20 protein-coding genes and 1 riboswitch are annotated in these 20,976 nt (G+C 37.0%); of the genes, 15 read left to right on the forward strand and 5 right to left on the reverse strand.

Annotated features, from left to right (window positions below):
• Positions 1–24 precede the first annotated feature (24 nt).
• The 5 genes from HHO41_RS15250 to HHO41_RS15270 all read left to right on the forward strand — a co-directional run bounded on the left by HHO41_RS15250 (position 25) and on the right by HHO41_RS15270 (position 5,867).
• The gene (locus HHO41_RS15250) at positions 25–1,047 is read left to right on the forward strand and encodes a macro domain-containing protein (protein WP_169100150.1); all 1,023 of its coding nucleotides are present in this window, start codon (positions 25–27) and stop codon (positions 1,045–1,047) included.
• Positions 1,048–1,122: 75 nt separating this feature from the next.
• The gene (locus HHO41_RS15255) at positions 1,123–1,773 is read left to right on the forward strand and encodes a vWA domain-containing protein (protein WP_211171179.1); all 651 of its coding nucleotides are present in this window, start codon (positions 1,123–1,125) and stop codon (positions 1,771–1,773) included.
• Between the two features lie 280 nt (positions 1,774–2,053).
• Positions 2,054–4,393, forward strand: a complete 2,340-nt coding sequence (helD, locus tag HHO41_RS15260; RefSeq protein ID WP_169100154.1) for an RNA polymerase recycling motor HelD — start codon at positions 2,054–2,056, stop codon at positions 4,391–4,393.
• A 180-nt stretch (positions 4,394–4,573) separates the two neighbouring features.
• Positions 4,574–5,353, forward strand: coding sequence for a hypothetical protein (locus tag HHO41_RS15265; RefSeq protein WP_169100156.1), 780 nt, complete (start codon positions 4,574–4,576; stop codon positions 5,351–5,353).
• 292 nt (positions 5,354–5,645) lie between these two features.
• Entirely contained in the window at positions 5,646–5,867 is a 222-nt protein-coding gene (locus HHO41_RS15270; protein WP_169100158.1) for a hypothetical protein, read from the forward strand.
• A gap of 43 nt (positions 5,868–5,910) precedes the next feature.
• On the opposite strand, the gene HHO41_RS15275 is transcribed toward HHO41_RS15270, so the two are convergent.
• The 3 genes from HHO41_RS15275 to HHO41_RS15285 all read right to left on the reverse strand — a co-directional run bounded on the left by HHO41_RS15275 (position 5,911) and on the right by HHO41_RS15285 (position 8,708).
• Positions 5,911–6,237 (reverse strand): hypothetical protein, encoded by a 327-nt coding sequence (locus HHO41_RS15275; RefSeq protein WP_169100160.1) that lies wholly within the window; start codon positions 6,235–6,237, stop codon positions 5,911–5,913.
• A 68-nt stretch (positions 6,238–6,305) separates the two neighbouring features.
• Positions 6,306–6,411: riboswitch (SAM riboswitch) on the reverse strand.
• Positions 6,412–6,594: 183 nt separating this feature from the next.
• Positions 6,595–7,734, reverse strand: coding sequence for an SLC13 family permease (locus tag HHO41_RS15280; protein WP_169100162.1), 1,140 nt, complete (start codon positions 7,732–7,734; stop codon positions 6,595–6,597).
• A gap of 299 nt (positions 7,735–8,033) precedes the next feature.
• Entirely contained in the window at positions 8,034–8,708 is a 675-nt protein-coding gene (locus HHO41_RS15285; RefSeq protein ID WP_169100164.1) for a uracil-DNA glycosylase, read from the reverse strand.
• A 183-nt stretch (positions 8,709–8,891) separates the two neighbouring features.
• Here HHO41_RS15285 and HHO41_RS15290 point away from each other — a divergent pair, with 183 nt between their 5' ends.
• Positions 8,892–9,764: a DegV family protein gene (locus tag HHO41_RS15290; RefSeq protein ID WP_169100166.1), complete on the forward strand. Its 873-nt coding sequence runs from the start codon at positions 8,892–8,894 to the stop codon at positions 9,762–9,764.
• Between the two features lie 161 nt (positions 9,765–9,925).
• Here the strand turns inward: HHO41_RS15290 and HHO41_RS15295 are convergent, their stop codons facing one another.
• A complete protein-coding gene (locus HHO41_RS15295; RefSeq protein WP_169100168.1) occupies positions 9,926–10,216 on the reverse strand; it encodes a hypothetical protein in 291 nt (96 codons plus the stop codon).
• Between the two features lie 221 nt (positions 10,217–10,437).
• Between HHO41_RS15295 and HHO41_RS15300 the strand changes: the two genes are divergently transcribed.
• The 6 genes from HHO41_RS15300 to HHO41_RS15325 all read left to right on the forward strand — a co-directional run bounded on the left by HHO41_RS15300 (position 10,438) and on the right by HHO41_RS15325 (position 16,802).
• Complete coding sequence (locus tag HHO41_RS15300; RefSeq protein WP_248278487.1) at positions 10,438–11,391, forward strand: TRM11 family SAM-dependent methyltransferase; 954 nt, start codon at positions 10,438–10,440, stop codon at positions 11,389–11,391.
• Between the two features lie 343 nt (positions 11,392–11,734).
• Positions 11,735–12,337: a nucleotidyltransferase family protein gene (locus HHO41_RS15305; protein WP_169100170.1), complete on the forward strand. Its 603-nt coding sequence runs from the start codon at positions 11,735–11,737 to the stop codon at positions 12,335–12,337.
• A 137-nt stretch (positions 12,338–12,474) separates the two neighbouring features.
• A complete protein-coding gene (locus tag HHO41_RS15310; RefSeq protein WP_169100172.1) occupies positions 12,475–14,637 on the forward strand; it encodes a xanthine dehydrogenase family protein molybdopterin-binding subunit in 2,163 nt (720 codons plus the stop codon).
• Positions 14,634–15,110 (forward strand): (2Fe-2S)-binding protein, encoded by a 477-nt coding sequence (locus HHO41_RS15315; RefSeq protein ID WP_169100174.1) that lies wholly within the window; start codon positions 14,634–14,636, stop codon positions 15,108–15,110. Before HHO41_RS15310 ends, HHO41_RS15315 begins: the two co-directional genes overlap by 4 nt.
• Positions 15,095–15,961 (forward strand): FAD binding domain-containing protein, encoded by an 867-nt coding sequence (locus HHO41_RS15320; RefSeq protein ID WP_169100176.1) that lies wholly within the window; start codon positions 15,095–15,097, stop codon positions 15,959–15,961. Before HHO41_RS15315 ends, HHO41_RS15320 begins: the two co-directional genes overlap by 16 nt.
• Before the next feature lie 46 nt (positions 15,962–16,007).
• Positions 16,008–16,802, forward strand: coding sequence for an XdhC family protein (locus HHO41_RS15325; protein ID WP_169100178.1), 795 nt, complete (start codon positions 16,008–16,010; stop codon positions 16,800–16,802).
• A gap of 444 nt (positions 16,803–17,246) precedes the next feature.
• Here the strand turns inward: HHO41_RS15325 and HHO41_RS15330 are convergent, their stop codons facing one another.
• Positions 17,247–18,104 carry a helix-turn-helix domain-containing protein gene (locus HHO41_RS15330; protein ID WP_169100180.1) on the reverse strand — a complete coding sequence of 286 codons (858 nt, stop codon included), beginning with the start codon at positions 18,102–18,104 and terminating at the stop codon, positions 17,247–17,249.
• Between the two features lie 222 nt (positions 18,105–18,326).
• On the opposite strand from HHO41_RS15330, the gene HHO41_RS15335 reads away from it, so the two are divergent.
• The 3 genes from HHO41_RS15335 to HHO41_RS15345 all read left to right on the forward strand — a co-directional run bounded on the left by HHO41_RS15335 (position 18,327) and on the right by HHO41_RS15345 (position 20,964).
• On the forward strand, positions 18,327–18,809 hold the full coding sequence (locus HHO41_RS15335) for a 4Fe-4S dicluster domain-containing protein (protein WP_169100182.1): 483 nt from the start codon (positions 18,327–18,329) through the stop codon (positions 18,807–18,809).
• On the forward strand, positions 18,806–20,608 hold the full coding sequence (locus HHO41_RS15340; protein ID WP_169100184.1) for an aldehyde ferredoxin oxidoreductase family protein: 1,803 nt from the start codon (positions 18,806–18,808) through the stop codon (positions 20,606–20,608). The genes HHO41_RS15335 and HHO41_RS15340 overlap by 4 nt, the downstream gene beginning before the upstream one ends.
• Before the next feature lie 86 nt (positions 20,609–20,694).
• The gene (locus HHO41_RS15345; protein WP_169100186.1) at positions 20,695–20,964 is read left to right on the forward strand and encodes a ubiquitin-like small modifier protein 1; all 270 of its coding nucleotides are present in this window, start codon (positions 20,695–20,697) and stop codon (positions 20,962–20,964) included.
• Positions 20,965–20,976: the final 12 nt, after the last annotated feature.

Below are 20,976 nucleotides of genomic sequence, written 5' to 3' on the forward strand. Positions count from 1 at the left end.
CAAGTAAGAAGGAGTTGTCTGAGCATGCCATTTGAAATTGTTCGGAATGATATTACAAAGATGCATGTTGATGCGATTGTGAACGCTGCAAATCCTGCTTTGAAAATGGGTGGTGGAGTTTGTGGCGCAATTTTTCATGCTGCAGGTGCCAAAGAGTTGCAAGTAGCTTGTGATAAGATAGGTGGCTGTGCGATTGGACAAGCAGTCATTACCGAAGGTTTCAAGCTTCCGGCAAAATATGTTATCTCGACGCCAGGTCCAATTTGGCATGGTGGTTCAAAGGGTGAGGCAAACCTTTTAAAGGCATCATACGAAAATGCTTTGAATCTTGCGCGGCAGCATCGTTGTGATTCCATTGCCTTTCCGTTGATCTCAGCAGGGATATACGGTTATCCAAAAGAAGAAGCGCTACAAATTGCGGTTAATACTATAAGTTCTTTCTTGCAAACTAATGATATGCTCGTCTACCTAGTGGTGTTTGACAAGAAAGCGTTTTGGTTCAGTAAGAAATTATTTTCTACCATTCATCAATTTATCGATGAACACTATGTTGAAAAAGCTGAAACACTTAGCTTAAATCGAAATAGAATCGAAGAACATTATCTGGCGGAACCGGTGTACAAAGAAGAGCTTATTGTACTTGATGTTTTGGAACAAATGGAGCATGCTCCGAAGAAAAGGAATTTGACTGATTTAGTTAACCAGTTAGATGAAACATTTTCCGAGAGGCTACTTCGTCTAATTGATGAAAAGGGAATGACGGATGCTGAGACTTATCATCGGGCCAATATTGATCGGCGCTTATTTTCTAAAATCCGCAATGATGTAAATTATTCACCAAAAAAGAAAACAGCGATTGCGTTTGCAATTGCTTTACAATTAAACTTGGATGAAACGATTGATTTGCTAGGAACGGCAGGATATACCTTGTCGCATAGCAGTAAATTTGATGTCATAATAAAATACTTCATTCAAGAAGCTAACTACAACATTTATGAAATTAATGAAGCATTATTTGCATTTGACCAAATATTATTAGGCGCTTAAATGTCGCTTCTAAAGCGACCAATTGATTTCGACATTTTGTTATCCTTAGTTCATAAAGAACGGAGGATGCTAAAAATGAAAGAGAATTTAACTGAGTTAATATTTATTTTAGACAGAAGTGGTTCGATGGCAGGACTTGAAGCCGACACAATTGGTGGCTACAACTCTATGCTGAAAAAGCAGCAAAATGCTGATGGAGAGGCTATTGTTACTACGGTATTATTCAATCATGATTATGAATTGTTGCACGATCGCATCAATGTTAGGGGTATTTCTCCAATAACTGATAAAGAATATGAAGTTGGTGGCACAACGGCATTATTGGACGCCATTGGTTTTACGATTCAAAAAATAGTAAATGTGCAAAAAAGAACGAATGACGCAGAACGTGCCAAAAAGGTGTTATTTGTCATCACAACCGATGGAATGGAAAATGCGAGCCGTGAATTTACAGCTGAAAAAGTGAAGGGTATGGTTGAGCATCAAAAACAGAATTTTGGCTGGGAGTTTATTTTCTTAGGCGCGAATATTGATGCTGTCACAACTGCTGCTCATTTTGGAATTGATGAAGATTTTGCGGTTAATTACCACGCTGATAACATTGGGACTCAATTAAACTATGAAGCTGTTAATGAAGTGGTCATGAAGTTTAGAAGTGGTAAGAAAATCGATCGAAGCTGGAAAGAAGATATAGAACAGGATTTCAACAAACGTTCGGGAAAATAGATTTTATTACTCACGACATTCATTTATTGAATGTCGTGTTTTTTATTTTTTACATCAAAATAAAAAATAACCAGTTAGCAAAACTAGTTACAGTAATGAATCATATATTAAAGATGTATAAAAATAAATATTGAGATCAATTGAAAGAAGAGAATATGTATGATAAAGTAATATAGAAACGGTTTATTATTATTATAAATAAACTATCCCAATTATAATTTTACTACAATTGAACAAAAAAGTCAACTCTAATATCAAATTTTTTTGAGGAGTGCTGTGGATGAGTAATGAACTAATAAAAGAGCAAGAAAGACTAGAAAATGTAATTGAAACCATCACCGAGCAAATAAGTAAGCTCGAAAATGACACTGGCAAACTTCGAAATGAAGTTGTTAATATTCGAAAGCATTTTTGGGATGAAGTTAAGGTAAACTTAGATACGTTTGATGATTATCTGGAAACGATCATTGGCCTTAGACAACAAGCTCAAGCACTGTCTGTAAATCAAAGTACGCACAGGCACTCCTATAATCGATTAACCGCCTTGCGAAGAATGTATGAAACTCCATTTTTCGGTCGAATTGACTTTCATGAAGAAGGGGAATCTGTAACAGACAATATCTATATCGGTATTTCAACACTTACAGATAAAAGCGGTGAGAATTTCTTAATTTACGACTGGAGAGCTCCGATTTCGAGCGTGTATTATGACTATCCGCCAGGACCTGCAAGTTATACAACACCTGGGGGTGTAATCTACGGCGAATTGAAAAACAAATGGCAATACATTATCCATGATGGCAAAATCGAATCGATGTTTGATACGAATGTTACGATCGGTGACGAGATTTTACAGAAAGTACTTGGTAATGGTACTGATAAACATATGCACAACATCGTGGTATCCATTCAACAGGAGCAAAACAAAATAATCCGCCATGACCAAGGGCGTCTTTTGATTGTCCAAGGTGCTGCTGGAAGTGGAAAGACATCGGCAGCGCTTCAACGGATCGCTTACCTTCTATACAAGTATCGGGATTGGCTAAAAGCTGATCAAATCATCCTTTTTTCACCAAATGCTATGTTTAATAATTATGTATCAAGGGTGTTACCTGAACTTGGTGAGGAGAATATGGAGCAAGTTACCTTTCAAGAATACTTAGACCATCACTTGGGCGGTGCATTTAAGCTTGAAAATTCTTATGAACAATTAGAATTTGTATTAACTGCATCAACTAATGAACCGTCTTATCTGTCAAGAGCATCCAGTATCAATTACAAAGCATCGATAGACTTTTTTGAGACTATTATGGCATATCGACAAGCACTAGAAGAATCTGGGATGGTATTTAAAGGAAAAAAATTCCGAGGAAAACCACTTGTCACAGCAAAACAGATTAAAGAACGGTTTTATCAATTCGATACTTCACTTCGCTTTCATAATAGAATTGAAAGTCTGAAAGAGTGGTTGGAGAAAATAATCAAAGAAACTGAAAAGCTTGAACGAAAAAAACAATGGGTACAGGAAGAAATCGAATTGTTAAGCAAAGATGAATATCAAAAGGTATACAATCAACTAATAGAAAAGCATGGTTTTTCGGAAGATTCTTTTGATGATTATGAAAAGGAGAATAAACTGCTTAGCCAGATGATTGTTCGCAAAAAAATGAAACCACTTCGGAAGTGGATTCATTCTTTAGATTTTATTGATTTTACGGGGATCTATAAACAGTTATTCACAGATCAAGAAAAAATTAACCTGTTGATGAAACGAAATATACCAAAAGAATGGAACGATATTTGTCTGTTAACTGTGAAAATGCTTGATGATGGAAAACTATTATACGAGGATGCGACACCGTTCTTACTTTTAAAAGAGCTCATTCAAGGGTTCCAGATGAACTCTTCAATTAAACACGTACTTATCGACGAAGCACAAGACTATTCACCATTTCAATTTGAGTTTTTGAAGCGTTTGTTTCCCGCAGCTAAGCTGACTGTGCTTGGAGACTTCAATCAGGCGATATTTGCCCATGCGAGTGAAATGGTTGATTTTCATATCCTTACAAATTTATACGGCCAAGAAGAAACAGATATCATTCGATTATCGCGAAGTTATCGCTCTACAAAGCAAATTACTGATTTCACACGTGAATTATTAATACAAGGAAATCAAATTATTGCTTTTGAACGGTGGGGTGAAAAGCCGGAGTTGACGAAATTGTCCAATCGCGATGAGTTACACCGGCAAATTACTTCAAAAGTCGTCGAATTGAAGGAGCGACAGTTTAATACGATTGCTATCATCTGTAAATCTGCAGCGGAAAGCAAGTCCGCCTATGAGGGCTTAAGCCATATAGAAGAGTTGAAATTAGTGAAAAGTAGTTCTATTGAATATGAGCAAGGTGTTGTTGTCATTCCGGCTTATTTGGCCAAAGGGATCGAATTTGATGCAGTTATCATATACGATGCATCCGATGAAGTATACGGTGATGAGAGTCTGCGGAGATTGTTCTATACGGCTTGCACAAGGGCTATGCACTATTTGCAACTATATAGCGTTGGTGAGCCAAGTCGATTTTTGCAAAATATTACTACTGAAGTTTTACAATTGAGTTAGGTAAATCGTTTTTCATCCGTCTATTCAAGTCGAAATAATACTTTGGTTATCGATATTTATTTAACTTCCACTCAGGGCTGTCCCGAAAAATTGACAGCCCTTTTTTCTTGCCAACTTACCTACTGATTTGTAAGATATATTAAATATTATGTGAAACTAAAACAATAAGGACTGAATAAAATGCCAAATCATAATCTGAGCAAAAGTCTGCGTACACTGCGTCAAATATATTCCGATAATTTATCGGTTTCGTTAATTGCTGAGGACATTGTATATTGTTCGATAACAGACGATGCTACGGTCATCAAAACAAAAATGGAGGAGCTTGATTTTGATTATTTCGGTGTGGAGTCCAATGGGAAGTTGATAGGCTATATAGTCAAAGAGGAGCTTAGTGATGCTGCTATTTCCAATCAGGTCCACAACTTCACTATGGCTGACCTTGTGTCGGAATCAACCTCGTTGCTTGAAATATTACATATTTTAAAGGAACAGTATCCTGTTTTTATTTTAGAAAAAAATCAAGTAAAAAAATTAATAACCGTTGCTGATTTGCAAAAACAACCAATTAGGATGTTGGTTTTTGGTTTAATTTCGCTACTAGAAATGGAATTGGCGCAATTAATCAAGCGAACCTATTCTGATGAACAATGGAAAAGTTGCTTGAGTGAAGGAAGGATTGCAAAAGTTAGAGAAGTACATGAAACGAGGAAAGAGAAAAACGAGGGCTTAGCACTGATTGAATGCCTGCAGTTGTCTGATAAAGGCACAATTATTAAAAAAACACCAGATCTATTAGCGATGTTGGGTTTTACTTCAAAGACAGATGTTGGGCGGTTTTTCAGGGTCGTTGAGGAACTGCGAAACAACACAGCACACTCACAAGAATATGTGTATGAAGATTTTCATGAATTTTTGGAAAATATTAATCGGATTGAGAGAATTTTGAATTTGATTTGAACAAATGTTCTTTGTTTTGTTGAATGGATAAAATTGTCTAAAGTGTGAAAGCAATTGTTAAATTTACCATTTTTTCATATAAATTCCATTTGTTTTGTTGAAAGATTTTAAATATCGGGATATATTGGGACTATGATAAATAAGACAATTTGACATGTCAATTGGGCTGGAATTTTCAATCCTAATCTAACAAGATATACATAAATCTAACTACCTCAAGTAATTAAGGCAATGAAGATTTTGGCCGATAATCTTCATTTATCACTAAATAATTAAGCTGGAGGAATGTAAGATGGAAAACATGTGTATGAAAATGATGATGATGTCGTCTATGGAAAAAATGATGTGTGAAATGAATTGTATGAGAATGATGATGGAACAAATGGAAAATATGGACATGGACATGGATATGAATATGACAATGGATGACATGATGAAAAAAATGCAAATGTGCGATGAAATGATGACAGAAATGATGAACATGATGGTAAGCATGAAAGAAAAATGCTGCTAATTAGATAAGAGGAAGGCCTTTAATCAGGCTTTCCTCTTTTGTCTTAAAATGATGAAATGGAAGGGTTCATTTTACTTTGTAGCTGTCGGGAAATTTCAATCCGTCTAGTTTTTAATTCCATGATTTTCTCCTCTATATAGCTGTTTGAATTTTGTTTTAATTCATCATAAAGCTCAAGGAGTAAGTTATTTAATTGTCTGAATTCGGTCCAAAGGTGATGGACGGCTTTCTTTTGGTCAATTTTTTTTTGATCATAATTTTTTAGTTTTGTTAGGATTTCTTCTTGCCAGGCTTGATCTCTGATGCTCTTTGCATATAAAAATAAATCTAAATAATCATTTACCTCTAAAATTGTGTTGTCTTGACTCATCTTATACATGCCCCTTTCTCACTTACATAATCTCCCAAAAGAGAATGGTTCTTGTATAAAGTCACCTTCTCTTATCGATCAAAAGCCATCGTTTTGCTGGAATTAGCACCATCATAAAGTGTTATGGTTGCTGAGGCTTCATAGGGCCAGTCCCTCGACCTCTCTAGATAAGAGTATTATGTTTTATTTCCTACTATACTAATCGACTTTATGGGTTTTTGTCAATCATTATAAAATAATATTCGCTTTTAATTTTCAACAAATCTGATATTGAACAAGGAAGTGATGTGGCAACTTTTGCAGGGGGAAGCTCTTGTTAAAAAACGGACACAGCTGATGAGCGGTGTCCGTTTGATTTTATAAGGATAAAATAAAGAATTGAAACAGTATTAACAAAAACAGAAAGGAAAAATTATATAGACTAAATTTTACGAGGTATGCCTTGCTCTGATTTGGGTGGGCTAGGATGTATTGTTTATAGGAAATCACACTTGCTAATGAAGCGACAAGCGTTCCGAGTCCTCCGATATTCACCCCGACCATTAAAGCTTGCCAATCTCCAGTAAAGTTTGAAAGAAGGATGGAAGCAGGAACATTGCTGATGAACTGACTCAAGAATATTGAACTAAAATAAACCGAAGTCCTATTCGTTAAATACCCGCTTGCAAACGAATGTACAGCATCAAGATTGGCTACATTTCCGATGAAAATAAAGAAGCAGACGAAAGTAATTAATAATATGTAGTCAATTTTGATTAAAAGACTGCGATTTACGAAAACTGCTACTAATAATGTCGCCAATAAGGCCAGTAATTGGCTAACTAAACCAAATATCGAAGCAATGACAAAAGATAGGACAATACCCCAAATAATCGTATCTCGTCGACTAGTTAATTTGACTGAAGGTAGGTTTAACTTTAAATCTCTGTTTGGTAGTCTTTTTATCGAAAAGAGCAGCAAAATCAACCCAATTAAGCCGATGAGAAGAACAGCTGAAAAAAACGTCGTTGCCTCCAGTTTATAATGCGAAAAAATGTAGAGATTCTGTGGATTTCCCATCGGGGTGATACTGCTTCCGATATTTGCGGCAATCGTTTGCAGAATCACTGTCTCCATCATATTGATATTGGTTTTTTTACTGATAATGAGCGTTAACGGTACAAATGTAAGTAATGCTACATCGTTTGTTACAAACATTGAGCTGATGAAGCTTAGAAAAATTAGGATGGCTGATACTGTTCTGCTATGTTTGCTTTTCGATAAAATCGAAATGGCGAATTTGTCCAACACCAGTAGTTCCTCGAGGGCCTTAATTGCAATCATTAGATTAAATAAACTGACCATGACTTCAAGGTTAATATATTCGAGTTTCGGTGTTTGGACAACACAGCTTGACAGTGCCAAAATCAAGGAAATAGTAAAAACGATGTCATGTTTTAAGAAATTAAGATTAATAGATATTTTCTTTTTGGGTTGTGTAATAACTAATTCTTTCATTCGTGTAATCACCAAGTAAATGATTTTTCTATTAAAATTTAACATTAAAATGAATTTAATTAGATGTCAATGATTCTTTTAAATGAAAATTTGGCTGATACGCCGAAGTGTGTTAAATGATTGTAAATAACATACATTTACCAAGAGCCAGAAAAAGCACTCCAGGTAAATGCAAATCGAAAATCCAATTACCTAGAACTAGAAAAAACCCTCCAGGTAAATGCAAATCAAAAAATACATATAACTTGAGCTAGAAATAAGAAGACCCACCAATAGAAAGGAGGGCTATTCAATCACTATTAAATGTCCGAAATTTGCCAATCAATTTCTCTGCATCCATTCTCTCGCAAAAATGCATTTGTACGAGAAAATGGTTTGCTGCCAAAGAAGCCTTTATTCGCCGATAATGGACTTGGATGTGCTGACTTGATAATTAAATGATGCTGTCGTGTAATCAAATTTTCTTTTTTATAGGCAAAATTCCCCCAAAGGATAAAGACAACTGGTTGTTCACGATGATTCAGGGATTCGATTATTTTGTTAGTGAAATTCTCCCAACCAAGTGCCTTGTGTGAATTTGCTTGTCCAGCCCGGACCGTTAACACCGCGTTGAGTAGCAAAACTCCTTGCTTTGCCCATTCAACTAAATAACCATGATTGGGTATTTTGCATCCGATGTCGGTTTGGAGTTCCTTATAAATATTTCTCAAAGACGGAGGAATCCTCACCCCAGGTTTAACCGAAAAGCTCAGTCCATGCGCCTGACCTCGACCATGGTAGGGATCCTGACCAATAATCACCACTTTTGTATGTTTAAAAGGAGTAAGATTCAATGCATTAAAAATATCATTCTGATCTGGATAAATTTCGTATGAACAATATTCGTTCTTCAAAGTTTCTTGTAATTGTTGATAATATGGCTTAGTAAATTCCTCTTTCACTAATTCAACCCAATCATTTCCTGAAAAAATCATGTACACACACTCTCTTTCTCTTTATAACAAATAAAAATAATTATAGAAAAGTAAAATCAGATTTGTCCATGTAATTAGTTCTTATTTTACTAAATATGTAGAAAAGCTCACAGTAATCTAGGTATCATCTGTATTAAGATGGGATAGGTATAGGCAAAAAGATGTACTAAATGGAGGAATTGAATGATCAAAATTTTAGCTGATTCTACATGTGACTTATCAACGCAAATCTTGAATCAATATAATATAAGCATAGCGCCATTGACGATAAATATCGAGGGTAGAATTTACAAAGACCGTTTTGAAATTGAACCTGATGAATTCTATCAAATGATGAAAGGATTAGCTGAGTTTCCAACAACTGGTATGCCGAGTCCGGCGGAATATATAAATATCTTCAACAAAGCAGTACACGATGGTTACAAGGAAATATTATGTATCTGCATGTCGAGTGGAACGAGTGGAGCATATCAATCAGCAGAACTTGCGAAAACTTATTATTACGAAGAGAACCCACACTCATCTGTAAAAATATATATAGTTGATTCAAAATCGATGAGTCATGGAAGTGGTTGGTTAGTTTTAAAAAGTGCGATGCTACGTGAACAGGGAGCATCGTTTGAGGAAATCATCCAATTTAACGAGCAATATAAAACTAAGGTTAAACATTTTTTATCAGTAGATGATTTAAACCATTTAATCAAAAGTGGTAGACTAACAAACGCTAGTGCCTTTATTGGAAAGGTACTTATGCTCAAACCGATTATGACCATGAAAAATGGAAAAGGGGCCATCGTTGCAAAGGAAAGAGGTCGGAATAGAGTATTAAAACATTATGTTGAAGAATTTGTTAAGCGCGTTGATCAAGGGGTTACCAATTTTGTAATAATTGGGTATACGTCAGATCGCACTGTTGCCGAAACATTAAAAGCAAAAATTGAATGTGAAACAGATTTTTCAGGTGACATTCATATTATGCAAATGGGAGTCTCAGTTGGAACTCATGTTGGGTTAGGGGCGATTTCAATGTTTTTTGTAGAAAAGAACCAAGTTTAGAAATAATAGACTCAATAAATCAGCGCTCCTTGGATCCAAAGGAGCGCTGATTCACTGCAGAAGCCGGCTGCAGATTGAGGATTTTATTTATGAAGTTTTCAAAATGATAAATCAAACTTGACTGTTACATGTACCCCTCCTCTCTGAATTAGAGTTATATATTAATCACCTGGGCCAATAAATAGTTTTGCTTCGGGGGAAAGGACTCTAACTTTTCCCTTCACTTCCTCCAAATGGATTCGGATCATGTGAGTGAGGTTACTTGCTTGTTTGATTGTTAACCTACCTTGTATTGCCAGCTTTCTCGTTGCGCTTCTCACTTTCTCTGTCATACTGAACAAGGTCATGATTTTAACTCGTGTAAGAACTTTCCGGATGAGCTCCCGTGCATCAATCTCTTTCACACTTTTAGTTAGACTAGGAACCTTTCGATGTAGCAAAAATACTCTCATACTATCACTACCTTTCCGAAAAGAGTCAGGGTGCGATCCCTGTATATATATAATTCAAGCTTATCTTAATATTTCCTTTACAATTAGATTAAAATTTTGTCGTCAATTTCTTATAAAAATCAAGCAAATACAACATTTTTTTAGCAAGTTTTGTCAATCTACGTTAAGATAAGCGATAGGTCAATTAAAGATAATGAATAAGTAAAGAGGATGAAATATAGTTGAATACAAGTAAGGAAAAAACCATGAACTATCTATACACTTATGCAAGTTATCAAGATGAGCGGGATTTGGTAGCACTGGAGATGCGCTCGTTGTTTGGAGAGGATTCTCAAGCGGGAGTAATTGAAAGTCCGAAAAAAATTGAACCGAGCAGAAGCCCGTTTATAAAAGAAAGAATTGAAATTATCGTAGATGCATCATGTTTGGAAGAATTACTAAAAAAAGTGGAATCACTACCTCCGTTTAGAGAATCTTTCAAGGTGAAATACGTAAAACGAGGAGGTTTTGGAATAAAAGAAGGAGCAGATAAGCGCCGTAACATTGAAAAAGAAATTGGCTTACGACTAAGTGGCGTTGCAAACTTACAAAATCCACAGCTACTATTCGGAGTCATAAACATTGAGGGAAGGTGGCTTTTTGGTAAATATGAAAAAAGTGAATCCGTTTGGTTTCATCATCAACAAAAGCCACACAGCTACTCAACCGCGCTAAATACGCGTGTTGCAAGGGCTGTTGTGAATATTGCAATACCAAATACAATTGGAGTGAAGGCAATCGATCCATGCTGTGGAATTGGTACCGTCCTTGTTGAGGCGCTTTCGATGGGAATCGATATCGTTGGCAGTGAAAGAAACCCGTTGATACTAAAAGGAACGAGAGAAAATATTGCCCATTTTGGATACAAGAGTGAAGTGAAATTAGCTGATATCCGGGATATTGACAAGAAATATGATGTTGCTATCATTGATTTACCATATAATTTATGCTCCGTTATTACTCCAGAAGAGCAGCTTGAAATGCTCCAAAGCGCACAAGGTATTGCAAACAGAGTGGTTATCGTGACCGTTGAATCTATCGATGAAATCTTGCCGGCAGCAGGCTTAACGGTTGTAGACAGAGCGATTGTAAAAAAGGGAACATTTACTCGTGAAATTATAGTCTGTATATCTTAACTTTGTTAACAAAATGGACTTTAACGGGGTTTTGGTTATCGGGAATGGATACTTCGACTTAATGATACCCCATTAAAAAGTGATCACTGAGTTATTAGCACTTCAAGGGGTTGCATTGGAGCTACATTTTTCAAGAAACTTAGCCAAAAGTAGTCTCAATGGGTTGCATTGGAGCTACATTTTTCGTGTGATTTACCTATCGTAGTTTCAATTCATTACATCAGCTACGATATTAAGTGCACCCTAACAGTCGTTGGGGTGTATTTTTAATGTCATCAAATCGATTTTGATTAATAGTATTCTATTAAGAAAAGCGGAGGAACGCTGTTATGGAGGTATTCAAATGGAGGCAATCATCTTGGCTGCTGGTTATTCTAGCCGCGCCAATGCATATAAAATGACATTACCAATAGGGGAAAAGACTGTATTGGAGCATACCATATCTAAATTTGAAGGAGTATGCAGCAGGGTAATTATCGTCATTGGATATAAACCAGAAATCATTGAAGCGGAAATTGTAAAAGTGATCGCTAAAGCTCATTACACTTATCGAATTGATTTAGTTTTCAATAAAGATTTTAAGCAGGGCATGTTCAGTTCAATCAAAGCTGGTTGTAGAGAAATAAAATCTCCAAACTTCTTTCTGACACCAGGAGATTGTTCACTCGTTAACAAAGAAACAGTCAAGTATTTAGCAAAACAATCCGGAGACGTTATCATACCTAGTTTTACTTTTAAAGGAGGTCATCCGATTAAATTATCGAGTAAAGTTAAGAAGCAAGTTCTTGAATCCAATTCTGAAAATAACTTGCGCGAGGTTCTTAACCAATATAAAAGAAACTATTTCGCAGTTAATGATCCTGGAGTAATAATGGATATTGACACACCCGAGGATTATCAAAAGGCGTTGAAGTATTATCAACAATCATTGCATGAAAAAATTTGAGCAAAGCTTAATTCGACTGTAACAATAGTGAATTAAGCTTTTTTTATAAAAAAAATCATAAAACATCAAACTCATTTATAAAATCGTAGGAAAAGGTTTTGTTTATTTTAAAAATTGAGTCGAAGGGTGTTGATGTAATGAATCCCAAAGACATAAGCACCTCAGTGCCGAAAAAAGATCATAAAGGTAAAGTATCGGGGCAGCTTACTTATATCAGTGATATAAAAGTAGAAAATATGGTTTATGGCGTATTGTATCGTTCTCCGATTGCTTATGGAAAAATCATTTCGATTCAATTACCAAATTTTCCTGAAGGGTATGAGGTGGTCGGTGCAGAGAATATTCCTGGTCCGAATTATGTCAAAATAATCAACGAAGATCAGCCAATTTTTGCTAACGAATGGGTCAATTATATTGGAGAACCGATTCTCATGCTCGTTGGTAAAGAGTTGCAAGTACTGTATCGTTTGTTAATTGAAATCAAAGTAGATTTTGAGGAGCATCCAGCAATCTATACTTTGGATGAAGCAATAAACCAAATCGATAAATCACAGGTCGTAATGGCGAACTATAAATTTGGTGAAGAATTAGACGTAATTGCTCAAATAGAGCAGGGAGCAAACCGAATAATAGAAGAAGAATTTATAACAGGATATCAAGAGCATGTTTATCTTGAGCCACAGGGAATGCTTGCTGTTTATAAAGATGATGAAATCGTTGTCCAAGGTTCAATGCAATGTCTGTATTATATAAAGAACGCCCTGTTAAATGCTTTAAATTGTAAGGATGAAGAGGTTCGGGTTGTTCAAAGCCCTACCGGCGGAGGATTTGGAGGCAAAGAAGATTATCCATCGATGATGGCTTGTCACGTTGCTGTTGCTGCAAAGGCTGTGAAGAAGTCAGTGATGCTCGTGTTTGATCGATCAGAGGATATGCTGGTCACAACGAAACGGCATCCAGCAAAACTCAAATATCGAACTGCCCTTGATAAGGCTGGAAATATCTTAAGTATGAATGTTTTGATTTACCTTGATGGTGGTGCAAATGTAGGATTAAGTTCTGTTGTGCTCCAACGTGCTCTCATAAACAGTGCGGGCGTATATAATATTCCTCATTTTCATGCTGAAGGATATGTGCTAAAAACCAATACCGTGCCAAATGGTGCATTTAGAGGCTTTGGTGCACCACAAAGCTTCGCGGGAATTGAAAGTCATATCTCGCACATAAGTAAGTTGACCAACCTTGATCCACTTGAATTTAAGCGAAAATACCTCGTCAAACAAGGTGACCCCACGATAACCAAAGGCAAATTTAGAGACCCAATTTTAATGGAAGAAATGGTAAAAGACCTCCTTGCAAGAACAGATTATAAAAAGAAAAAAGAAGAATTTCAACAATTTAATCAGCAAAGTGTCCGGTATAAAAAAGGAATTGGGGCCTCATTATTTCTCCATGGCTGCGGGTTTACTGGTAGTGGTGAACGCGATCATATAAAAGCGACAGTGAAACTAGTTAAATCAAAGGATGACCGAGTATCGTTGAAAATCTCAAATTCGGATATGGGACAAGGTATCGTAACAACTTTAAGCAAAATCGTTGCTAAAGAACTCGATCTTCCATTTGATGATGTGTTATATCCAGAACCTGATACTAAAGAAGTACCTGATTCAGGTCCTACGGTTGCATCAAGGACGACGATGATTGTTGGAAAGTTACTTGAACGGGCGGCAAAAAAGCTGAAAACTGGATGGCAATCAGGTGTTGAGCAAGAGGTTCTTGAACATTATGTACATCGAGAAATGATTCCTTGGGACGAAAAAACATTTACTGGTGATGCATACCCCGCTTATTCGTGGGGGGTGAATTTTGTTGAAGTGGAAGTTGATTCGTTAACTGGTAATGTCAAATTAGCAAAAGTATACGGCAATTATGAGGTTGGTAAAGTTATTGATGAACGGATTATGAAGGGACAAATTGATGGTGGTTTGGCCCAGGGTTTAGCATACGGTTATTTGGAAAAGATGACTTCAAAAGAGGGACGAATTCAACAAAAAAGTATTTCCGATTACGGACCACCAACTTCAATGGATGTTGTAACAATCGAAAGCAAGATATTTGATAACCCATATGCAGATGGGCCATATGGAGCGAAGGGGGCAGGTGAATTGACCTTAATTGGAGGTGCACCCGCAGTTCAAGCAGCAATCGAGGATGCTTTACAAACATCTTTTCAGCAAATTCCAATTACACCTGAACAAATTATTGAGAGTCTTAAGGTGAAAGAAGGTGGAAAGGGTTGATAAACTTTACACTGAATGGAAGGGTTGTAGAAACCAAAGCCCCAGCAACTATGAGACTACTAGATGTATTACGAGATGAGTTTGAATTAATTGGTACAAAGGAGGGCTGTGGTGAAGGTGAGTGCGGAGCTTGTAGTGTTTTTGTAAATAACCTTCTCCAAAACAGCTGTTTGATTCCAATAGGTTCAATAGTTGGAGCGGATGTTCAAACGATTGAAGGACTGATTGATACTGAGCAGTTTAAAGTTTTAGATGAGAGCTATTCCGTTGCGGGAGGCGTACAATGTGGCTATTGCATTCCGGGAATGATTATGGCGAGTGCAGCTTTGTTATCAAACAACCCAAAACCCTCAGAGACTGAAATCCGTGAAGGCATTTCCGGAAATTTGTGTAGGTGCACAGGATATAACATGATTGTTGATGCAATTAATCTGGCTGCGCAAAAAGGTGATGGATTATGGCAGAAAAAATAATTGCTTATCGATTCGACCGATTAGACAAAACTCTTTATCAATTAAATATCGAGGACTGTATGATCATAGCAGGTGGAACTGATGTGATGGTTCAATACAAAAATAGAAGAGGAGCACCTCCGAAGATATCCAAACCACTTATGTTCATTGATCACCTAACGGAACTCAAGCTAGTTTATCAAAAAGATAAAGATCTGCATATTGGCGCATGTTGTACTTACAGTGATTTGCTTACAAATTCGCTAATACCATCACCATTAAAGGAAGCCATTAAGATGATTGCTGCCCCGGCAATTAGAAATAGAGGGACGTTAGGAGGAAATATATGTAATGCATCTCCGGCTGGTGACACTCTACCTTTACTGTATATATACAATGCAAAGCTCCTGTTGCGTTCTGTAAATGGCGACCGAGTCGTTGCAATTTGTGATTTTATCCAAGGACCACGAAGGATTCAGCGATTACAAAATGAAATATTGGTTGAAATAATTCTTCCGATAATATTTGAGGATAGTACTTATGTGATGTTCGAGAAAGTGGGTAATCGAAACGCAGATGCCATCGCCAAGGTTTCTTTTGCAGGATTAGCCCAAATCAACAAGGGGCAAATTACTGAAATGCGTATTGCCTTTGGAGCAGTTGGACCTACAATGGTTCGCTCTGTTGATATTGAGAAAAAGTTGATTGGAAAACATGTTCCTTTAACTGATAAAGACATTACTGGGATATTGTCTGATTTTTCTAAAGTGATTAAGCCTATCGATGACCAGCGCTCCACAGCGGTATACAGAAAAAAAGTTGCACTTAATTTGTTGCAATACTACCTAAGCACGATAGGGACGAATCCCTAGGAGGAATTATCTAACAATCCTTATCCGAAAAGGAGGGAGGAGAAACATGTTAATAACGGAAAAAGTTGCCCAACTCAACCGCGAAAATGAAACCTTTGCCCTTGCGACAATTATTGAGTCAAAAGGCTCTACGCCTCGGCATATTGGAAAAATGATCATATATCCCGATGGTGCGATTGAGGGGACAGTCGGGGGCGGATTGGCTGAACACTACATTATCTCAGAGGGGGTGAAATCCATCCAAGCTGGGAAATCAAAAATCGTCGAATATAAATTGAATAAACATGCAAAAGACGGAATTCACATGAATTGTGGAGGAACATTACGGGTGTTTATTGAAGTCTATACACCAAGACCTGAACTCGTACTTGTAGGAGCCGGACATCTTGGACTCGCGATGGCGCAGCTCGCTGATTTTCTGGAATTTCCTTATTGTGTTGTAGATGATCGTCCTGGATATTGTACGAAGGAACGGTTCCCGAACGCGACCAGCCTTTATGTGAATGAGGATATTGGTAAAGCGGTACTTGAGGCGAATCTTAATAAACACTCCTATGTGACAATTTTTACAAAGGATCGCGATGATATTGCTTTAAAAACAGCGCTGCAATTTCCATGTGCATACGTTGGGATGGTTGCTAGCAAGCGCAAGGTTATCAATATTTTTGAAAAATTAAAAAGTGAAGGTATTACACAAGTACAGCTAGACCAAGTCCGTTCACCAATCGGCTTAGAGATTGGTTCGGAAACAGCACAAGAAATTGCCATTAGCATTATCGGTGAAATCATAAAAGTAAGTAGAGAATTAAAGCCTAGCAAAGAGAAACAATTAATTAAATAAACAAAAAACCAGACTCAAAAAACAGTGAGTCTGGTTTTTAATTATGCTTGATATTCCAAAACAAAACTTTCGACATGATCTACCGTTGCCAATATCCGCAGTTAGGAAGGGGTGAATACAAATAACGAGCATATTATTGCTAAAAATACAAGTCCAAAAATGATGAATAAGGTTATTATCATCGACTTACTCATATGAGAACACCTTCCTTAAAATAAATACTAGAGTAATTATCAAGTATTGTTTTAAGGATATTATTTGATTGGAAGTTTAATGTGTTGAATTTATTGACAAATAGTTACAATACAAAAAAATCATCATTAGTGAAAAAATGCGAATATTTTGATGATCATAAAAGAGGAGTAATTTGAGCCACTCATTTCTATAAGAAATACTCATGATGAATTGTACTAGGTGAAGTATTATGCGAGCGATGAATCTAGCTTAAAATTTATAAACCACTGGAACTTTTCCAATGCTTTTATAGTGCTTTGGTGTAATGCCATATTTGTTTTTAAAGAGTGCGATGAAATGTGAAATATTTTCGTAACCAAGTTCATAGGCAACTTCAGTAACATTGTGATATTCCAACAAATTTTTTGCTTGGGTGAGCTTAAGGTTGGTTATATATTCTTTAGGGGTTATTCCAATTATCTTTTTGAAAGAATTACAGAAATTGGCCTCTGACATATTTAGATCGTTAGCCAACTGACATATACTTATCGGCTGTTTGATATTATCTTGGATATATTTGATAGATTGGGTAATAGGATGATGATGTTCAAGATTTATAATCTGCTGTATGCCTTTTATTTGAACTAAATGATATACCAATTCCTGAGCATAAAGATCGATCAAGAATTCTTTATTTTTATCAAACATTGCAGAAACATTAGTAAGTTTACTCAAACATTTTCCGAGCTCTGCATTTATTTTACCTAGGAAAAATCTGTTTTCTTTAATTAGGTTATAATCTGCATCAATTTCAATACTAATCTTCTCTGTAACCTTTTTTAATAGGTTGTCGTTGAGTTCAAAAACTAAAGCTTTTGTAGGGATATCAATATCCATATGTACATTCGCATGGGGTGGCAGAACAATAAATTGGCCAGGTTTGTAAGTAAATTGAATGTCCTTATTAATGGAAACATGTTTGCAACCTTCTATTATTGTACAAAGCCTAGTGTTTTCATATGATTTGTAATCACAATGCATTGGAGAAAGATCATAATATAGTAATTTTGTGTAATCAGTTTCTAAGCCTTCTACTAATTCAACAGCTCTATTAAAATTAGTCAGCATTTATCAAACACCTCCTTATTTTAACTACTAGCATTTACATAGATATAGTACTATTTGGATTCATATTAAGATATGGATAATTCGTGACAAAAAAAATAGCATTACTTTTTAAAGATAATTGTTAGTTTTTTAAAAAAATTAACATTATAGTGAAAGCGTAATCATTATGACGTGTTTAGAGGAGGTGTAACTGGCATCGCAAATGCGGTAACCAGGATAATCATGAGTAAAATATTAACGATTTCTCCTGAAAAATGCACCAACTGCAGAAGCTGTGAGTTGATTTGTTCCTTTATTAAAACAGGTGAATTCAACCCGAGGGAATCGGCAGTAACTGTACTATTTTATGAAGAAGCTGCCATTTCAGTCCCAGTAATGTGTATGCAGTGCGAAGACCCATCCTGTATGAAGGTATGCCCAGTAAATGCGCTTTCGAGAGATGAAAACGGCGCTGTTGTATCAGATTCGGAAAAATGTATTGTATGTAAGATGTGTATCAGCGCTTGTCCTTTCGGAAATATTTCTTTCAGCGCTAGAGAAAAGAAAATCGTAAAGTGCGATCTGTGTGATGGTGATCCAAATTGTGCAAAAGTGTGTCTAGCTGGGGCAATTCAGTATGTAGATGGCACCACTGGCAATATAAACAAAAAACGGGTAATTGCAGAAAAATTTAAGGATTTGTTTGCGGAGGTGAAGAGTATATGAACGGTTGGATGGGAAAGATTATCCGCGTGAATTTAGAAAATGAAACTATTAAAACCGAAGCGCTGAACCTTCAGGATGCCAAGCTTTATCTAGGAGGAAGGGGCCTTGGAACAAAAATCTACATAAATGAAGTTGACCCAAATGTAAACGCCCTTAGTCCTGAAAATAAGTTGATATTCATGACCGGGCCACTTACAGGTACGTTGGCTACTTCCGCAGGAAGGTATGAAGTAGTAACAAAAGCTCCGTTGACAGGTACAATCGGAGCTTCTAACTCAGGTGGATATTTTGGTCCTGAGCTTAAATATGCCGGTTACGATGGCATCATTTTTGAAGGTAAAGCTAAAAAGCCAATCTATCTTTATATTCATGATGATCAGATTGAACTAAGGGATGCAAGCCATCTATGGGGTAAGGAAGTTCCTGCCACTACGGATGAGCTATTGAAAGAAACGATTGAAGATGCAAAAGTTGCGTGTATAGGGCCGGCGGGTGAGAAGCTTGTATTGTTCGCTACAATTATGAATGATAAAAACAGAGCCGCCGGTCGCTCGGGACTTGGAGCTGTGATGGGTTCAAAGAACTTGAAGGCAATAGCTGTAAAGGGTACGAATTCAATAACGGTGGCAAAGCAAAAGGAATTTATGGATGCATGCATGGATTCATTGAACAAGATAAAAGCAAATCCGGTAACCGGCGCTGGTCTGCCTACGTACGGAACAGAGGTACTTGTAAATATTCTGAACGAGTCGGGGGGACTTCCGACAAGGAACTGGCAAGAATCCTCTTTTGATAAAGCAGACGATACAAGCGGCGAAACCCTTACAGAGAAGTATCTCATCAGAAATAGAGGTTGCTTTGACTGCGCGATAGGCTGTGGCAGGGTCACGAAAATCGAGAGATCTCAGTTCACAAACTTTGGTGAAGGGCCTGAATATGAAGCAGGCTGGTCATTTGGAGCAGATTGCGGCGTAAATAATCTGGAAGCGATTTGCGAAGCGAACTTCTTATGCAATGAGCTTGGCATGGATCCGATAACCATGGGTTCAACAATAGCATGTGCAATGGAATTGTATGAGAAGGGTTACGCTTCAACAAACGATATTGGAAGAGACTTACTTTTTGGTGATGCCAACGCGATTGTAGAGCTTACAAGAATGACTGGTTACAGGGAGGGTTTTGGAGACAAGCTGGCGTTAGGCTCCTATCGAATGGCCGATGAATTCGGGCATCCTGAACTGTCAATGACGGTCAAAAAACAGGAAATGCCGGCATACGATGGACGGGCTTTGCAGGGAATGGGTCTTGAATATGCAACCTCAAATCGAGGAGGCTGCCATGTCCGCGGGTATTTGACGTCACCTGAAATACTTGGATTGCCTGTAAAGATGGATCCACTTGTGACCGAAGGCAAGCCTGCCATGCTAAAAACATTCCAGGATCTTACGGCTGTAGTCGATTCTGTAGGAATGTGCCTTTTTGTCACTTTCGCAATAGGCTTGCCTGAGATTGCCGAAATGGTCAGGACAGCAACAGGCATAAACTATACGGATGAAGAGATTCTTCAATCCGGTGAAAGAACATGGAACCTGGAGAAGATGATCAATCTTAAGTACGGGTTCACAAAGAGAGATGATACCCTACCTCCGAGATTATTGACCGAACCAATTTCTAAGGGACCTGCAAAAGGCAAGGTTACTGAACTGGATGTTATGCTTCCTGAATACTATGCCTTAAGGGGCTGGGATGAAGCAGGTGTTCCATCAGAAATAAAAAGGAATGAGCTTTCGATAGAATAATAGAAAATACTGAAACAAATTATGCCGACAGGTTATATATTTCGCGTATATGCCTGTCGGTAAATTCAATCTCAGGTGATTATTTTATGATGATTAAATTTTTTGCCTATATTAGGGATTACACGCATACGAAACAATCAAATATGGATCAGTGCGAAACAGTCGAAGAGCTATTAAAGAAACTCTGCAGAAAGTATGGCAAAAAGTTTGAACAAAAAGTTTTTGAGGATAAACAGCTTAGTAATGAAATCATTATTCTTGTAAATGGACGGAATATAGAAGATTGTGAGGGGATTCAAACAAAATTAAACCAAGATGATTTAATTTGTATATTCCCTGTTGTGGCAGGAGGTTGATTGATATCAACC

Origin of the sequence: Bacillus sp. DNRA2, from assembly GCF_012843265.1 — a bacterium.
Classification (GTDB): Bacteria; Bacillota; Bacilli; order Bacillales; family Cytobacillaceae; genus Bacillus_BU.

Excerpts from the sequence above, each read along its gene's own strand:
- HHO41_RS15250 (WP_169100150.1), top strand. The coding sequence starts at position 25 with ATGCCATTTGAAATTGTTCGGAATGATATTACAAAGATGCATGTTGAT.
- HHO41_RS15255 (WP_211171179.1), top strand. The coding sequence starts at position 1,123 with ATGAAAGAGAATTTAACTGAGTTAATATTTATTTTAGACAGAAGTGGT.
- helD (WP_169100154.1), top strand. The coding sequence starts at position 2,054 with ATGAGTAATGAACTAATAAAAGAGCAAGAAAGACTAGAAAATGTAATT.
- HHO41_RS15265 (WP_169100156.1), top strand. The coding sequence starts at position 4,574 with ATGCCAAATCATAATCTGAGCAAAAGTCTGCGTACACTGCGTCAAATA.
- HHO41_RS15270 (WP_169100158.1), top strand. The coding sequence starts at position 5,646 with ATGGAAAACATGTGTATGAAAATGATGATGATGTCGTCTATGGAAAAA.
- HHO41_RS15275 (WP_169100160.1), bottom strand. The coding sequence starts at position 6,237 with ATGAGTCAAGACAACACAATTTTAGAGGTAAATGATTATTTAGATTTA.
- HHO41_RS15280 (WP_169100162.1), bottom strand. The coding sequence starts at position 7,734 with ATGAAAGAATTAGTTATTACACAACCCAAAAAGAAAATATCTATTAAT.
- HHO41_RS15285 (WP_169100164.1), bottom strand. The coding sequence starts at position 8,708 with ATGATTTTTTCAGGAAATGATTGGGTTGAATTAGTGAAAGAGGAATTT.
- HHO41_RS15290 (WP_169100166.1), top strand. The coding sequence starts at position 8,892 with ATGATCAAAATTTTAGCTGATTCTACATGTGACTTATCAACGCAAATC.
- HHO41_RS15295 (WP_169100168.1), bottom strand. The coding sequence starts at position 10,216 with ATGAGAGTATTTTTGCTACATCGAAAGGTTCCTAGTCTAACTAAAAGT.
- HHO41_RS15305 (WP_169100170.1), top strand. The coding sequence starts at position 11,735 with ATGGAGGCAATCATCTTGGCTGCTGGTTATTCTAGCCGCGCCAATGCA.
- HHO41_RS15310 (WP_169100172.1), top strand. The coding sequence starts at position 12,475 with ATGAATCCCAAAGACATAAGCACCTCAGTGCCGAAAAAAGATCATAAA.
- HHO41_RS15320 (WP_169100176.1), top strand. The coding sequence starts at position 15,095 with ATGGCAGAAAAAATAATTGCTTATCGATTCGACCGATTAGACAAAACT.
- HHO41_RS15325 (WP_169100178.1), top strand. The coding sequence starts at position 16,008 with ATGTTAATAACGGAAAAAGTTGCCCAACTCAACCGCGAAAATGAAACC.
- HHO41_RS15330 (WP_169100180.1), bottom strand. The coding sequence starts at position 18,104 with ATGCTGACTAATTTTAATAGAGCTGTTGAATTAGTAGAAGGCTTAGAA.
- HHO41_RS15335 (WP_169100182.1), top strand. The coding sequence starts at position 18,327 with ATGAGTAAAATATTAACGATTTCTCCTGAAAAATGCACCAACTGCAGA.
- HHO41_RS15340 (WP_169100184.1), top strand. The coding sequence starts at position 18,806 with ATGAACGGTTGGATGGGAAAGATTATCCGCGTGAATTTAGAAAATGAA.
- HHO41_RS15345 (WP_169100186.1), top strand. The coding sequence starts at position 20,695 with ATGATGATTAAATTTTTTGCCTATATTAGGGATTACACGCATACGAAA.